The following is a 15,436-nucleotide window of genomic DNA, read 5'->3' on the forward strand; positions in this document are numbered from 1 at the left end:
TCAGTTGTGGACCATCAGGGTCACGTACATGGTTGGTCGTTCCGAACATCTGGACCGGACCCGGCTCCACCAAAAGACCAATCAGGCGAAAGCCGGATCACCGGAACGATTCCGCCAAGTAACCCTTGGCAGGAGTGTAGGGGTGGGCGTTGCTGCCCCGCAAGGCTTTCCGGCAACGGATCCAAGGTTTCGCCGCAAACAGCGTTAGATTTAGGAGAATAAAGCACCAGGCCACCCAGGAGAACCGAAGCGCCTTGCATTTGAAAAGTTTGACTGTCCGCGGATTCAAGTCGTTTGCGTCGGCCACGACGTTCGACTTTGAGCCCGGAGTCACCGCCGTTGTCGGACCGAACGGTTCAGGCAAATCCAACGTGGTGGATGCCCTGGCCTGGGTCATGGGGGAACAAGGCGCCAAGACGCTTCGTGGCGGCAAAATGGAAGACGTCATCTTCGCAGGCACCTCCGGCCGGCCGCCCTTGGGACGCGCCCACGTCTCCCTGACCATCGATAACGCGGACAACGCCCTTCCCATCGAATACAGCGAAGTGACGATCTCCCGCACGCTGTTCCGCACGGGAGGCTCCGAATACGCCATTAACGGTGCGCCCTGCCGGCTTTTGGACATCCAGGAGTTGTTGTCCGATTCCGGACTGGGCCGTGAGATGCACGTCATTGTCGGCCAGGGGCAACTCGACCGGGTCCTGCACGCCACACCGGAGGATCGCCGCGGCTTCATCGAGGAAGCCGCGGGAATCCTCAAGCATCGCCGCCGCAAGGAAAAGACGGTCCGGAAACTGGAAGCGATGCAGGCCAACCTGGCCAGGCTGGGTGACCTCACGGCAGAGATCCGCCGCCAGCTGACCCCCTTGGGTAAGCAGGCGGAAATTGCGCGCCGTGCCCAGACAGTCCAGTTCGATGTCCGGGACGCGCGTGCGCGGCTCCTCGCCGACGACCTCGTCCAGCTCACCACCGCGCTTGAACAGGATGTAGCCGACGAAGCCGCACTCAAGGAACGCCGCCACATCGTCGAATCCGAGCTCGGACGGGGCCGCCGTCACCAAGCCGCTTTGGAGCATCGGGCCGCCGAAGCGACACCCCGCCTCAATGCTGCCCGCGAGAATTGGTATCAGCTCTCAGCGGGCCGGGAACGCTTGCGCTCGCTGGGCTCCCTGGCGGCAGAGCGCCGCCGGCTCCTTGGCTCTGCCGAAGCCGCCCAGCATTCCGGACGCGACCCCGACCAGCTGGAGCGCCAGGCCGCAAAAGTCCGTGAGGAACAAGCCGCCCTCGAGCACGACATCCTTGCCAAGCAGGCAGGGCTCCTGGAGGCCACGGTGGCGAAGGACGCTGCCGAGGCGCTCGCGGCCGCGGAAGACAAACGCCTGACGGCGATGCTGAGGGCGGCTGCCGATCGCCGTGAGGGCTTGGCCAGGCTCGCCGGGCAGGTTGCTGCCGCCCGGTCCCGTGTGGAGGCAGCGGAAGCCGAACGCGGGCGCCTTCGGGAGTCCTTGGCGGCCGGTAATGACCGGCGCCGCCAGGCACAGGGCGAATTCACTGCACTCGAAGCCCAGGTTGCGGGAGTGGAGGACGGGGAAGAGGGCCTCGACGCAGAGTATGAGGAAGCAAACGACGTTCTGGATGCGGTCCTCGCCGAGATCGAGGAACTCAAGTCCGCTGAACGGGAGGCGCTGCGGGAGCGCGATGCCCTCACTGCCCGTCGGGACGCCCTTCAGCTGGGCCTGAACCGCAAGGACGGTTCGGAACGCCTGCTCAGGGAAGACGTTGAGGGGGTGCTCGGTCCGCTCGCCGGGATGTTGGCCGTCGAGCAGGGTTTCGAGACGGCGGTGGCTGCTGCGCTCGGGTCCGCATCTGAAGCGCTTGTGGTTGCGGACGCCGAGGGCGCCGTTTCCGCGATCCAGCTACTGAAAGACGACGACGCCGGCCGGGCGGCACTGCTTCTGGCCACCGGTTCGTCCCCTGACAGCGCGAGTCCGGCCTCGCCGGATCTTCCGGCAGGCTGTCGATGGACGCGGGAGGTCGTCAGGGTGACGGACCCCGCTGCCCAAGGCGCCCTTGCCCTCCTGGCGGGGACCGCCGTCGTCGACGACGCCATCACCGCGGCAGGCCTCATGACCGACTTTCCCGGGGTAACGGCGGTGACCCGCGACGGGGACGTCTTCACCGCGCTGACTGTGCTGGGCGGCTCGGCAACGGCGCCGTCGCTGTTGGAAATCCAAGCAGCTGTGGACGACGCCGTGGCCCGCCTCCAGGAGGTCACCGCGGCAATCGAACGCGGACGGTTCGCCCTGGCCCGCGCAGAAGCCCGCCGCGCTGAAGCGCGGGACCGGGCCGACGCTGCCTTGGAAAAGCTCCATGAATCGGATGCCCGATTGGCCGCAGTAGCGGAGCGCCTTGGACACGTGAACTCTGTCCTGCGAAGCGCAGTGGGGGAGAGCGAACGGCTCGAGTCGTCACTTGCCCGGGCGGAAGCGAACATCGCCGAGGCCAGCCTGGACCTTGAGGTTGCGGCAGAGCGTCTCGCTGCCGAGCAGGAAGCCCCGGACGATGAACCGTCCACGGACCAGCGGGACGAGCTTGCCCTTCAGGCCAGGTCTGCCCGTGCCTTGGAGATGGAAGCCCGGCTCGCCCTCCGGACTGCCGAAGAGCAGTTAGGGGCCATCAGCAGCAGGGCGGCCTCCTTGGAACGGGCAGCAGCCACGGAACGCCGGGCCCGCGAAGAGGCGGCCCGTCGGGCCCGGAGGCGGCAGGCCCAGGCACAACGGGCCGCGGCTGTGGCTTCCGGGGTGGAGCACGTTCTTCGGTGGGTAGACATCTCCGTCGACGTCGCCGCGCAGGAACGTGACCTTGCAGAGGAACTACGTGCGGAGCTGGAGAAGGAACTCACGGACGTCCGGTCCTCGAACGAGCTCCTGGCGAAAGAGCTGACGGACCTCACCGATTCCGTGCATAAGGACGAGATGGCCAGGGCGCAGCAACGGCTCCGGATTGAAGCGCTCGAAGCGCGTGCCATCGAGGAACTGGGGCTTTCGGCCGAGCAACTCGTGGCCGACTACGGGCCGGACCAATTGGTGCCCTCGCCGGTCGGGGCAAGCGCGGATAAGTGGGCTGAGCTCCGCGCGCCGGTGGACGAAAACGGAGAGCCCCTGGTGGAAGGGACTCCTTTTGTCCGCGCCGAGCAGGAGAAGCGGTTGAAGAAGGCCGAACGGGAGCTCGCAGCGTTGGGCAAGGTCAACCCCCTTGCCCTCGAGGAGTTCGCCGCTTTGGAAGAGCGGCATCAGTTCCTCAGTTCCCAACTTGAAGACCTGAAGTCCAGCCGCAAGGACTTGCTGGACATCATCAAGGAAGTGGACAACCGTGTCCAGCAGGTGTTCACCGAAGCGTTTGCCGATACATCCAAGCAGTTCGACCACGTCTTCGCGCGGCTTTTCCCGGGTGGCGAAGGCCGGCTGGTCCTGACCGACCCCGACGACATGCTGACCACGGGCATTGAAGTGGAGGCAAGGCCCGCGGGCAAGAAGATCAAAAGGCTCTCGTTGCTGTCCGGGGGCGAGCGGTCCCTCACCGCCGTGGCACTGCTGGTGGCAATCTTCAAGGCCAGGCCGTCGCCTTTCTACGTCATGGACGAGGTGGAAGCCGCTTTGGATGACACCAACCTTGGACGGCTCATCACCATCTTCGAAGAGCTGAGGGAGTCCAGCCAGCTCATCGTCATCACGCACCAAAAGCGCACCATGGAGGTGGCGGACGCACTGTACGGCGTCACGATGCGCGGAGACGGAGTGTCCACCGTCATCAGCCAGCGGCTCGGTGCCGGGGCATAGCTTTATGAGAAGGTAGGGGAGTGAACGATTTCCTACCCATAATTCTGTCCATTGTCGCTGCGCTCGTAGTGGTTGGCGGACTCGTGCCGGTGCTGATGAAGGCCCGCAAATCTGGGGCCAAGTACCCGGGGACCCGGGATGCCAACGACCCCCTCCAGTCGCCGGCAGCAGGCGGCGGAACCCTGGTGGAGGACCGGCCCGGCGAGGTCACGGCACCACCGGCTCCCACCTTTGACGGGACAGTCGAGGGCGCTGACGTCCCGGATGACGCCGCAGGGTTGGAAACCATCGCGGTGGAAACGCCGGCACCCGTGGAAGGCCGACTGAACCGCCTCCGTGCCCGTCTGGTGAAGTCGAACAACATCCTGGGCAAAGGCCTGCTGGCGCTCCTGTCCGGTGACAAAATCGATGAGAACGTCTGGGATGAGGTGGAGGAAACGCTGCTCCTCGCAGACCTTGGCACGGAGCCCACCGTGCAGCTGGTCGAGGCGCTGCGTGAGCGGGTCAAGGTTTTGGGCACCCGTGATCCCGAGCATGTAAAGACCATGCTGCGGGAAGAACTTATCAAGCTTGTCGATCCCACCATGGACCGTTCCCTGAACGTACAACGCAAGGGTGACCGTCCCGCCGTCGTGCTTGTTGTCGGTGTCAACGGCGTCGGCAAGACGACGACGGTAGGCAAGCTCGCGCGCGTGCTGGTGGCTGAGGACAAGGATGTGCTGCTGGGTGCGGCGGATACCTTCCGTGCCGCCGCGGCCGAGCAACTGGCTACCTGGGGGCAGAGGGTTGGCGTGCCCACGGTCAAATCGGACCTCGACGGCGCAGACCCCGCCTCGGTTGCATACGAAGCCGTCAAGGCGGGCATCGACCAGGAAGTCGACGTCGTCATGGTGGACACTGCAGGGCGGCTGCAGAACAAGACGGGGTTGATGGACGAGCTTGGCAAGGTCAAGCGTGTCATTGAAAAGCTCGCCGAGGTGGACGAGGTCCTCTTGGTTTTGGACGCCACCACCGGGCAGAACGGGCTGAACCAGGCCCGTGTCTTTGCGGAAGTGGTCAACATCAGCGGCATCGTGCTCACCAAGCTGGACGGTACTGCCAAGGGCGGCATCGTGGTCGCCATCCAGAAGTCGCTCGGCGTGCCGGTCAAACTTATCGGCCTGGGCGAAGGTCCTGACGACCTTGCGCCGTTTGAAGCTGAAGGCTTCGTGGACGCGTTGTTGAACTAACCCCGCGGCGCATGCCGTTCAACTGGCTGGCGGCAGTGGCTGCCCTGATTCATCAGGGGAGCCCCTGCCACCGGTCAGTTTTGGCGTTTTAGGGGCTCCCTCGCGAGCAGCCATCCCACAGCGGTCAGCAGGAGCACGCCGCCGGTCACGGCGAATGCGGGACCGTAGCCGAAACGGTCCGCGATCAGCCCCGCCACCACAGGGCCAATGATCGCGCCGGTGTCTGCCGCCATCTGGAAGACGGCCAGCACCTTGCCGCCGGAGCGTCCCCGGCCAATGACGTCGGCGACGGCGGCCTGCTGCGCCGGGCCCAGCAGGCCGGAGCCGAAACCCGCCACGGCGGAAGCTGCGAAGAACCAAGGCAGGTCCGCCGTCAGTCCGATGACGCCGGTGGCGACGCCCGTGATCACGAGGCCGGGAATGAGGAGTGGTTTCCTGCCCCAGGCATCGGCCAGGCGCCCGGAGAACGTGAGAGCCACGGCATTGCCGACCGCGAAGACAGCAAGTGCCCACGCCGCGGTCTCGGGTTGCGACTGGAGGACTGCCACGGCAAAAAGCGGGATCGTTGCCATTCGGACACCGAACGTCACCCAGCCATTGCCGAAGCTTGAAAGCACAGCCGCCCGGTACGCCGAATCAGCGATCGCCTCCTTCAAAGCCATGGGAGCCGTTGGTGCATCGTCCTGCCGCGCAGTCCCTGAGCCGCTGAGCATGGTCCGGACCACCGTTGCCGCGATGAGCAGGGCGGCAGCATAGGCGAGGAACGGGACCCGGAGCCCGAAACCGGCCAGGAGGCCGCCCACGACAGGACCCAGCACGCTGCCGATCAAGAAGGCTGAGGCATATGCCCCTGAAACGCGTCCCCTGCGCTCCGGGGGTGCGAGCCGGATGAGCAGGCCCATGGCGGCAACTGTGAACATCACCGATCCTGCACCTCCGAGGCCCCGGAAGATGAGCAGTTGCCAATAGTCCTGGGCGAAGGCGCAGGCTGCGGTTGAGACGGCGACTATCAGGAGCCCGGTGACGTAGACGTTGGGCTCTCCAAAACGTCCGATCAGCGATCCGCCCGCTGGTGCGAACACCAACCGCATGAAGGCGAAGATGCTGACAATGACCGCCGCGGCTGTGGCACCGACGTCGAACGTCGTGGCGAATTGCGGCAACACGGGGGCGACCAGGCCAAAGCCCAAAGCAATCAGGAAGGCTGCTGCCAACATCACCTTGATGTCGCGGGGCAAGGGCTCCTTCTCCGGCTGCACCCTTGGCTCGTCAAGGGATTGGGATTCGGGGGACTGCGTCATGAAGCGGGGATCCTTGTTTTCTGTGATTTTCCGGGGAAGTGTGACGCCTGAAACATATCTGTAACAGCGGAGATATGCACCATTTACGTTGGGGAGGTTGTTGTAACCGGCCCGCAATGTAAAACCTGCGCAGGTGAAACACAGCGGCACAAAACTCTTAAGCAGGACGCAAACGGCGTCAGGACAGCGGTCTAACCGCGGGACTAGCAAGAGAGGAACGTGCACCATGGAACTTACCGCAGGTCACGTATGGGTCATGGTGGCGGCGGCACTCGTGCTGTTCATGACTCCCGGTTTGGCATTTTTCTACGGCGGCATGACGCGCGCCAAGGCCGCCCTGAACATGATGATGATGAGCTTCATCTCCATCGGCATCGTCGGCGTTGTGTGGGTGCTGTGGGGGGCATCCATGAGCTCTGGTGAAGGGTTCATGCAGATTGTGGGTAACCCGTTTGCCACGTTCGGCCTTGAGGGCATCGACACCCCCGACGGCCTGATCAAGATCGGCTACGCGTCAACCTTCGCCATCATTACAGTGGCACTCATCAGCGGCGCCATTGCCGACCGTGCCAAGTTCGGCGCCTGGAGCCTGTTCGTTCCTGTCTGGGTCACGCTGGTCTACTGCCCGCTCGCATACATGGTGTGGGGCGGCGGCCTGTTCGGACCCGAGGGCGCAATCGGCAAGGCACTCGGCCCGGCCATTGACTTCGCCGGCGGCACGGTGGTCCACATCAACGCAGGTGTGGCCGCCCTGGTGCTCGTCCTCATCATCGGTAACCGCCGCGGCTTCGGCAAGGACCCGAACCACCGCCCGCACAACATCCCGTTCGTCATGCTCGGCGCCGCAATCCTGTGGTTCGGCTGGTTCGGCTTCAACGGCGGCGCGGCAACTACTGCCGAGCAGGGCGGCCTCATCTGGATCAACACCCTCGCAGCCCCCGCGGCCGCCATGATCGGCTGGCTCGTTACTGAGCGCATCCGCGATGGTCACCCGACCTCGCTCGGCGCTGCCTCCGGTGTTGTCGCCGGCCTCGTGGCCATCACTCCGGCTTGTGCCAACGTCAGCCCGGTAGGTGCCCTCGGTCTCGGCGTCGTGGCTGGTGTAGCCTCCGCCTTGGCAGTCGGCCTCAAGTTCCGCTGGGGCTTCGACGACTCCCTGGACGTTGTCGGCGTCCACCTCGTGTCCGGCATCATCGGCACCGTGGCCTTGGGCTTCATCGCCCTCCCCACGGACGGCGTGGGCGGCGGCCTCTTCTACGGCGGCGGCATGGCCCAGATGTGGGCACAGTTGGCCGCAGCCGGTATCGCCATTGCCTTCTCGGCGATCATGACGGCGATCATCGCCTTCGCCATCCACAAGACCATGGGCTTCCGGGTCTCCACCGAGCAGGAAAACGTGGGTGTGGACCTCAGCCTCCATGCTGAAACCGCTTACGAGTTCGGCGTCGGTGGCCACGGCGGCAGCTTCCAGCCGCTTCACGACATCGTGACCGGCAAGTCGGACACCCCGGCAGAAGGCAAGACCCCCGCAGCAGGCAAGGAGAGTGTCCAGGCATGAAGCTCATCACAGCGATCGTCCGACCGGAAAAGCTTGAAGCAGTCCGGGAAGGCCTTGAAGCCTACGGCGTCCAAGGCTTGACGGTCAGCGCGGCCAGCGGCTACGGCCGGCAGCGTGGCTACACCGAGGTGTACCGCGGGGCCGAGTACAACGTAGACCTGCTGCCCAAGATCCGCATCGAGGTTCTTGCCACGGATGAGCAAGCCGACGACATCCTGGACGTCCTGATCGCCAGCTCCAACACAGGCCGCGCCGGTGACGGCAAAGTCTGGACGGTGGACGTCTACGAAGCAGTCCGGGTCCGGACCGGAGAACGCGGCGCCGCCGCAATCTAGGTCCTGACCAAGCCCAAGGGGCCGGATACCTCACAGGTATCCGGCCCCTTGTGCGTGCGCCCGCACCGCGGGCGAGGACAGCGACGGTTAGGCAGCAGCGCTTGCCTAACCGTCGCCGTCGGTGGGCCATCCCGCCGGCCCCGCGCTGCCGGCGTCGTACTCATCCAAGGGGACGGTACCGCGCTCCCAGGCTCGCAGGACCGGTTCGATGATCCGCCAGCAATCCTCGGCGGTATCGCCCCGCACGGACAGCAGGGGATCTCCCGTGATGACGCCTTCCAGCACTTCACCGTAGGGCAGCATACCGGCCGCACTGAGCTCGGCTACCAGGCTTGCGCGGTCCAGGGTGAAGATATCGCCGGGTCCATTGACGTCCACATCAAGCCGCAGCACATCCGGGCCGAATCCGATCCGGAGCTGGTTGGGTGAGTCCACTCCGGAGAAGCCGGTAGGCAGATGCGGCACTGGCCGGAAGGTAACCACGGCTTCCTTGCGCCGTCGCCCCATGGCCTTCCCGGAGCGAAGGATGAAGGGGACGTCCTTCCACCGCCAGTTGTCGATGTCCACCCGGACCTCGGCGAGGGTCTCGGTATTGCGCGCCGGATCGACGCCTTCCTCCGCTGTGTAGTCGGGCACCATTCGGTCCGCAAGCCTGCCCGAGGAGTAGCGGGCCCGCCGGGTGGAGTCACGGTAGGGAGCCTTGATATTGCTGGCGCGCAGGACTGTGGCAATGGCATCCCTGAGGTCGCGCTCGTTGATCGATGCCGGAGCGTCGATGGCCAGCAGCGCCATGATGTGCAACAGGTGGCTTTGGATCATGTCGCGCAGCGCGCCGGCGGAGTCGTAGTAGCGTGCCCTTCCTTCCAGCGCGAGGTCTTCGTCGAAGACAATCTCCACTTTCTCGATGTGCTCGCGGTTCCAGACCGGTTCAAGGAAGCGGTTGGCGAAGCGCAGGCCGAGGATGTTCAGGACTGTGGCCTTGCCCAGGAAATGGTCAACGCGATGGATGTGGTCTTCAGGTACCAGCGTGGCCAGGGTCTCGTTGAGTTCACGGGCAGATTCTTCACTGGAACCGAAGGGCTTCTCCATCACCAGCCGTGTGCCCGGCGGCAGCTGATCGCGACGAAGCACCTCACAGGCCTTCTGGCTGATGCGCGGCGGCAAAGCAAAGTAGATGGCGACGGGAGCTTCCAGTGTTCCCAGCAGTTGAGCCAGCGGACCGTCGGCAGTGACATCCACCTGGTGGTACTCGGTTGTTTCCGCTGTGGCCGCCAAGGCTGTGCGACCTGTGGCATTGGCGGCGCTGGCCGCGGCCGAAAAGGCGGTGTCGACGCGTTCTTTCCATTGACCGGGTGTCCACGGGTCCGAGCCGGCGCCAACCAACCTCAAATCCGGCGCCCGGCCCGTTGCCAGCAGCCCGGCCAGCCCGGGGAGAAGCAGCCTGCCCGTCAGGTCACCGGACGCGCCGAGAATGAGCAACGTTTTCACTGTTGTTTTGCTGGTCACTGTGCCAGCATGCCACCTTGTCAGCGCGACTTGGTACCCTAGATAGTCGAGTCCCCTGATTGACACAAATTTGTTGGGGTTGAGACAAAGTTGTTGGGGCAAGAATCGTCAAGACTCCGGCGTGCCGTACCGGCCGCCATCCGTAGACCATCGAAAGAAGTGCACGGCGCGTGTTCAATTCACTCTCTGACCGGTTGACAGCAACCTTCAAGAACCTCCGTGGCAAGGGCCGCCTCTCCGAGGCCGACGTCGACGCCACGGTCCGGGAGATCCGCCGTGCCCTCCTGGACGCGGACGTTGCCGTGCCCGTGGTCCGGGAGTTCACCTCCCGCATCCGCGAGCGCGCGCTCGGGGCTGAGGTCTCCGGTGCCTTGAACCCGAGCCAGCAGATTGTGAAGATCGTCAACGAGGAACTCGTCGAGATCCTTGGTGGCGAGACCCGGCGCATCCGCCTGGCCAAGAACGGCCCCACCATCATCATGCTCGCCGGCCTCCAGGGTGCCGGCAAGACCACGCTCGCGGGCAAGCTGTCCAAATGGCTGAAGGCCCAGGGTCACAGCCCCATGCTGGTGGCGTGCGACTTGCAGCGCCCCAACGCTGTGACCCAGCTCCAAGTCGTGGGCAAGCGGGCAGGCGTCCCCGTTTTTGCCCCTCATCCCGGTGCCACCTCCGAGCTCGAACACCCCGCCGGTGACCCCGTTGCCGTGGCGCAGGCCGGTGTGGAAGAAGCGCGCCAGAAGTTGCACGACGTCGTCATTGTTGACACCGCCGGCCGCCTCGGCGTGGACGCCGAGATGATGGACCAGGCCCGTCGGATCCGCCAGGCCATCATCCCCAACGAGGTCTTGTTCGTCATCGACGCCATGATCGGCCAGGACGCCGTGAACACGGCAATGGCCTTCGATGAAGGCGTGAACTTCACCGGCATCGTCCTGTCCAAGCTCGACGGCGACGCCCGCGGTGGTGCCGCGCTGTCGGTTGCGTCCGTCACGGGCAAGCCCGTCATGTTTGCCTCCACCGGTGAAGGACTGGACGACTTCGAGCTGTTCCACCCGGACCGTATGGCATCCCGCATCCTGGACATGGGTGACGTCCTTACCTTGATCGAACAGGCCGAGAAAGCCTGGGACAAGGAAGAAGCCGCCCGGATGGCGAAGAAGTTCGCCGACCAGGAAGACTTCACGCTGGACGACTTCCTCGCCCAGATGCAGCAGATCCGCAACATGGGCTCCATGAAGAAGATGCTCATGATGATGCCGGGTGCGCAAAACATCCGCCAGCAGCTGGAGAACTTCGACGAACGCGAAATCGACCGGGTCGAGGCAATTGTCCGCTCGATGACGCCGCACGAGCGCGTTGCTCCAAAAATCATCAACGGATCCCGCCGTGCACGCATCGCCAAGGGTTCGGGTGTCCACGTTTCCGAGGTCAATGGCCTCCTGGAGCGTTTCGCCCAAGCCCAGAAGATGATGAAGAAGCTCGCGCAGGGTGGCGGTATGCCGGGTATGCCGGGAATGCCCGGACTGGGTGGCCCCGGTGGGGGCCGGAAGGGCGGCAAGAGCGCTCCCAAGAAGAAGGCCCGCTCCGGCAACCCGGCCAAGGCGGCCCAGGAGCTTCGCGATGCCGAGGCCAAGCGCGCTGCTGCGGCGTCTGCCGCTCCCACGGGCGCTGCCTTCGGCAAGGGTGCAGCGGACTTCGATCCCTCCACGCTCAACCTTCCCAAGGGCTTCGATAAGTTCCTCGGCAAGTAGCAGCTCCGGATTCCGTTCCGATTCCTTGTCGGTGCCGTGGAATAGGCTGGGTCAATGCATAAGCAGCGCGTAGTCTTCGTCCACGGCCTGGGGAGCTATGGCGCCGCGGCTTGGCCGAAGCAGCATGGCATGGCGCTGTCCTACGACGCGCTCTTCCTCCGTCGGCACGGCTTTGACCCCGTGGCTGAGCCCCTGGAGTCGGACGTCCATGGTGATGTCGCCATCCAGGTGGCGTCGCTTTCCGCTGCGGGCGGCGGGCACGTGGTGGCCCACGAACAAGGCGCGATCTCCGCGATGCTGGCAGCTGTTGAGCGCCCCGACCTCGTGTATTCGCTTTCGCTGGTCGAGCCTGCGTGCCTGTCCCTCACTGCAGAACTGCCTGCCACGGCAGCGCACCGAACGCTGATGCAGCCGCTGTTTGATGTCCGGAACCACATCAGCGACGCCGATTACCAGCGGGAGTATTTCCGGCGTGCCTACTCTGCCCAAGCTGACGGGCCGGACACGCCGGAGGCCCGCCGTTCTGCCCGCCGGCTCCGGTTGCAGGCGCCCCCGTGGGAAGCTCCCCTGCACATTGTGCCCGGCGTGCCCACGCTGGTCCTCACCGGCGGATGGGAACCGTTGTATGAGGAAATCGCCGGGTACCTGCAGGAGACCGGTGCCCTTCGCCGCGTGGCAGCGGGCGGGCACCGGCCCCAGGATTCCGTCGACGGAGACAGGACCATCAGGTCCTTCATTGCCGACGTCGGGCGATCAATGTCAGCTAAGGCTTCCTGAATCGCGCTGTCCTGCCTGATTCCGCCCCGGTTCGTTCAGGCCGGTTACACCCTGCTGCGTGGTTACCGGCATCCGGAGCTCCGGCAAGTAGACCTTTCCGCCCGACGCCAGGAATTCCTCACTCTTTTCACGCATGCCGTTGTACATTCCGGCGATCGCGGCCTGTGCTTCGGCTGAGCCGTACTCGTCCCGGATGTCCTGGCTAATGCGCATGGAGCAGAATTTGGGTCCGCACATGGAGCAGAAGTGCGCGGTCTTTGCCGGTTCGGCGGGCAGGGTTTCGTCGTGGAAGGCTTCCGCGGTCACCGGGTCAAGGGAGAGCGCGAACTGGTCACGCCATCGGAATTCGAACCTGGCTTTGGAGAGTGCGTCGTCGCGTTCGTGCGCCCCCGGGTGGCCCTTGGCGAGGTCGGCTGCGTGCGCCGCGATCTTGTAGGTGATCACGCCTGTTTTTACGTCGTCCTTGTTCGGCAGGCCAAGGTGTTCTTTCGGTGTCACGTAACAGAGCATGGCGGTGCCGTAGCGTGCGATTTCCGTGGCGCCAATGGCCGAGGTGATGTGGTCGTAGCCGGGAGCAACGTCCGTGACCAACGGGCCCAGGGTGTAGAAGGGGGCACCCTTGCAGAGTTCCTGTTGACGCTCCACGTTTTCGCGGACGAGGTGGAACGGAATGTGCCCCGGCCCTTCAACCATGACCTGCACGTCGAACTCCCATGCCCGCTGCGTCAGCTCGGCGAGCGTGTCCAGCTCCGCGAACTGGGCGGCATCGTTGGCATCGGCCGTGGCGCCCGGACGCAGGCCGTCTCCGAGTGAGAAGGCGACATCGTACTTCGCGAAGATCTCGCAGAGTTCGTCAAAATGCGTGTAGAGGAAGTTTTCCTCGTGATGGGCAAGGCACCATCCCGCCATGATCGAACCGCCCCGGGAGACGATCCCTGTCACACGGTTGGCGGTCAGCGGCACGTACCTGAGCAGGACACCGGCGTGGATGGTCATATAGTCCACGCCTTGTTCACATTGCTCGATCACGGTGTCCCGGAAGATCTCCCAGGTCAGCTTGTTGGCCTCACCATTGACCTTCTCCAATGCCTGGTAGATAGGCACCGTGCCGATCGGGACGGGGGAGTTGCGGATGATCCACTCCCGCGTGGTGTGGATGTCGTCGCCGGTGGAGAGGTCCATGACGGTGTCAGCACCCCACTGCGTTGCCCACTGCAGCTTGTCCACTTCCTCGGCGATGGAGCTTGTGACGGCCGAGTTCCCGATGTTGGCGTTGATCTTCACCAGGAATGCCTTGCCGATGATCATCGGTTCGGATTCGGGGTGGTTGATGTTGCTGGGGATGATTGCACGTCCGGCGGCCACCTCGCTTCGGACCAGTTCCACGTCGCAGTTTTCCCGAAGGGCCACGAACTGCATCTCGGGGGTCACAATGCCCTTCTTCGCGTAGTGCATCTGCGTGACGGTCCTGCCTTCGACGGCGCGGCGGGGCACCGGCTGCGTGCCCTTCCACTCCGCAGAGGCTGCTCCCCGGCGGACGGCGGACTTACCGTCGTCGAGCAGGTTCCGTTCCCTGCCCGAATAGGCCTCTGTGTCCCCGCGGGCTTCAATCCAGGCCGCGCGGAACGGTTCGAGGCCCATGACCGGGTCGCTGCCCGGCCCCGCTGTTCTGTAGACCTGCAACGGCGCGTTGGCTTGGCCGTTGGGCGAGGGCTCCAGCGCGATTTCCGTGACGGGGACGCGTATGCCCGTCTCGCGGTCCTCCACGTACGCCAGCGAATGCGATTTCAAGGATTGGGTAACAGCCTGGTACCCGGAAGGGTTTGCCGTGTTTTGGGCAGGGCTGTGCTGTGTTTCTGTGGTGCTCAAGGATACTCACTTCCTTCGCCGGCATTACCCGGACAGGTTCAACGGTCGCAGACTGCATCAGTCCGATCTCAGCCCCTGCAGGGGCCCCCGTGTGGTCGTAGACGAAGCTACCACAGCTGCCCGCGGGCTCCCAGTCATACAGGCGCGGCGGGGTCCCGGCGCTAGGATTTTTTCCGTGGCAAACATCATCGAGTTCAGCGGGCCCGTGCTCGTGTCGGCGGACCGGGAGCTGCGTGGCCTATGGTCCGTCGACGGAACCCTGACCTTTGAGCGACCAACAGCCACCCCGGACACCGTGGTGGATGGCTGGGTCCTTCCCGGCTTTGTTGATGCCCATTGCCATGTGGGACTCGGTGTAGGCGGGGCAGTGGACGAGCAGACGGCTCTCGCCCAGGCCCGGGCCGACCTCCAAGCCGGGACATTGCTGATCAGGGATGCGGGGTCGCCCAGCGACACGCGCTGGATCCAGCAGCGTTCCGACTTGCCCCGGCTCATTCGCTCGGGTCGCCATATTGCCCGGAGCAAGCGCTACCTCCGCGGCCTTGGCCATGAGATTGGCCCGGAGGAGCTCGTGGAGACCGTCCGGAAGGAAGCCCGCGACGGCGACGGCTGGGTCAAGCTCGTCGGCGACTGGATCGACCGCGATGCCGGTGACCTTGCGCCCTCCTTTCCGAAGAACCTCGTCAAGGATGCAGTCTCCGCCGCCCACGACGAAGGCGCCCGCGTTACGGCCCACTGCTTCGCCGAGGACACGATCGACGACATGCTCGACGCCGGAATCGATTGCATCGAGCACGCCACAGGCCTCTTGCCACGGCACATTCCCCGGCTCGTGGAGGAATCGGTGCCGATCGTTCCCACGCTCATCAACATCGCGACTTTCCCGGACATCGCTGCCCAGGCCCAACCGAAGTTCCCTGGCTACGCCTCCCACATGCTGCGCTTATGGGAGCGCCGGCGTGAGCGGGTTGTGGAGGCTTTCGAAGCCGGTGTCACCATCTACGCAGGGACGGATGCGGGGAGCGTCATTGCGCATGGCAGGATCGCTGATGAGCTCAAGGAACTGCACGACGCCGGCCTGCCGCCGGGCGCTGTCCTGGACGCTGCTGCGTGGCGGGCCCGCGCCTGGCTGGGAGCCGACGGCATCAGCGAGGGTGCGAGTGCCGACGTCGTGGTTTGCTCAGAGGATCCCCGACTGGAACTGGAGACCGTGGGCAGGCTCAAGCATGTGGTCCTGAGAGGGAACATCATCCGCTAGGAATAAATTGAAG

Annotated in this window: 10 protein-coding genes and 1 riboswitch; of the genes, 7 read left to right on the top strand and 3 right to left on the bottom strand. The window is 64.7% G+C overall.

The window, feature by feature from the left end; genetic code table 11:
* Positions 1-254 precede the first annotated feature (254 nt).
* Both smc and ftsY read left to right on the top strand, forming a co-directional pair.
* Positions 255-3,839 (top strand): chromosome segregation protein SMC, encoded by a 3,585-nt coding sequence (smc, locus tag AB0N65_RS05525; protein WP_364158757.1) that lies wholly within the window; start codon positions 255-257, stop codon positions 3,837-3,839.
* 20 nt (positions 3,840-3,859) lie between these two features.
* Positions 3,860-5,068, top strand: coding sequence for a signal recognition particle-docking protein FtsY (ftsY, locus tag AB0N65_RS05530; protein WP_364158760.1), 1,209 nt, complete (start codon positions 3,860-3,862; stop codon positions 5,066-5,068).
* 74 nt (positions 5,069-5,142) lie between these two features.
* On the opposite strand, the gene AB0N65_RS05535 is transcribed toward ftsY, so the two are convergent.
* Positions 5,143-6,369 carry an MFS transporter gene (locus tag AB0N65_RS05535; RefSeq protein WP_364158763.1) on the bottom strand — a complete coding sequence of 409 codons (1,227 nt, stop codon included), beginning with the start codon at positions 6,367-6,369 and terminating at the stop codon, positions 5,143-5,145.
* 226 nt (positions 6,370-6,595) lie between these two features.
* Between AB0N65_RS05535 and AB0N65_RS05540 the strand changes: the two genes are divergently transcribed.
* Together AB0N65_RS05540 and AB0N65_RS05545 are read left to right on the top strand one after the other, a co-directional pair.
* Positions 6,596-7,927 (top strand): ammonium transporter, encoded by a 1,332-nt coding sequence (locus AB0N65_RS05540; protein WP_364158766.1) that lies wholly within the window; start codon positions 6,596-6,598, stop codon positions 7,925-7,927.
* Positions 7,924-8,262 (top strand): P-II family nitrogen regulator, encoded by a 339-nt coding sequence (locus tag AB0N65_RS05545; RefSeq protein ID WP_017199639.1) that lies wholly within the window; start codon positions 7,924-7,926, stop codon positions 8,260-8,262. Before AB0N65_RS05540 ends, AB0N65_RS05545 begins: the two co-directional genes overlap by 4 nt.
* 105 nt (positions 8,263-8,367) lie before the next feature.
* On the opposite strand, the gene AB0N65_RS05550 is transcribed toward AB0N65_RS05545, so the two are convergent.
* Positions 8,368-9,768 carry a glucose-6-phosphate dehydrogenase gene (locus AB0N65_RS05550; RefSeq protein ID WP_364158769.1) on the bottom strand — a complete coding sequence of 467 codons (1,401 nt, stop codon included), beginning with the start codon at positions 9,766-9,768 and terminating at the stop codon, positions 8,368-8,370.
* 170 nt (positions 9,769-9,938) lie between these two features.
* On the opposite strand from AB0N65_RS05550, the gene ffh reads away from it, so the two are divergent.
* Both ffh and AB0N65_RS05560 read left to right on the top strand, forming a co-directional pair.
* Positions 9,939-11,519 carry a signal recognition particle protein gene (gene ffh / locus AB0N65_RS05555; RefSeq protein ID WP_364158772.1) on the top strand — a complete coding sequence of 527 codons (1,581 nt, stop codon included), beginning with the start codon at positions 9,939-9,941 and terminating at the stop codon, positions 11,517-11,519.
* A 54-nt stretch (positions 11,520-11,573) separates the two neighbouring features.
* The gene (locus AB0N65_RS05560; RefSeq protein ID WP_364158774.1) at positions 11,574-12,296 is read left to right on the top strand and encodes an alpha/beta hydrolase; all 723 of its coding nucleotides are present in this window, start codon (positions 11,574-11,576) and stop codon (positions 12,294-12,296) included.
* Here AB0N65_RS05560 and thiC read toward each other — a convergent pair.
* On the bottom strand, positions 12,279-14,165 hold the full coding sequence (gene thiC, locus AB0N65_RS05565; protein ID WP_364158777.1) for a phosphomethylpyrimidine synthase ThiC: 1,887 nt from the start codon (positions 14,163-14,165) through the stop codon (positions 12,279-12,281). The genes AB0N65_RS05560 and thiC overlap by 18 nt on opposite strands.
* Positions 14,159-14,266: riboswitch (TPP riboswitch) on the bottom strand. Its footprint overlaps the gene before it by 7 nt.
* 74 nt (positions 14,267-14,340) lie before the next feature.
* Between thiC and AB0N65_RS05570 the strand changes: the two genes are divergently transcribed.
* Positions 14,341-15,423 carry an amidohydrolase family protein gene (locus AB0N65_RS05570; RefSeq protein WP_364158779.1) on the top strand — a complete coding sequence of 361 codons (1,083 nt, stop codon included), beginning with the start codon at positions 14,341-14,343 and terminating at the stop codon, positions 15,421-15,423.
* Positions 15,424-15,436 lie beyond the last annotated feature (13 nt).

The sequence above is a fragment of the Paenarthrobacter sp. NPDC089322 genome (genome assembly GCF_040684895.1).
Classification (GTDB): domain Bacteria; phylum Actinomycetota; class Actinomycetes; order Actinomycetales; family Micrococcaceae; genus Arthrobacter.

Bases quoted from the DNA above. Each gene is read 5' to 3' on its own strand.
- AB0N65_RS05535 (WP_364158763.1), bottom strand. From the start codon at position 6,369: ATGACGCAGTCCCCCGAATCCCAATCCCTTGACGAGCCAAGGGTGCAG.
- AB0N65_RS05540 (WP_364158766.1), top strand. From the start codon at position 6,596: ATGGAACTTACCGCAGGTCACGTATGGGTCATGGTGGCGGCGGCACTC.
- AB0N65_RS05545 (WP_017199639.1), top strand. From the start codon at position 7,924: ATGAAGCTCATCACAGCGATCGTCCGACCGGAAAAGCTTGAAGCAGTC.
- AB0N65_RS05560 (WP_364158774.1), top strand. From the start codon at position 11,574: ATGCATAAGCAGCGCGTAGTCTTCGTCCACGGCCTGGGGAGCTATGGC.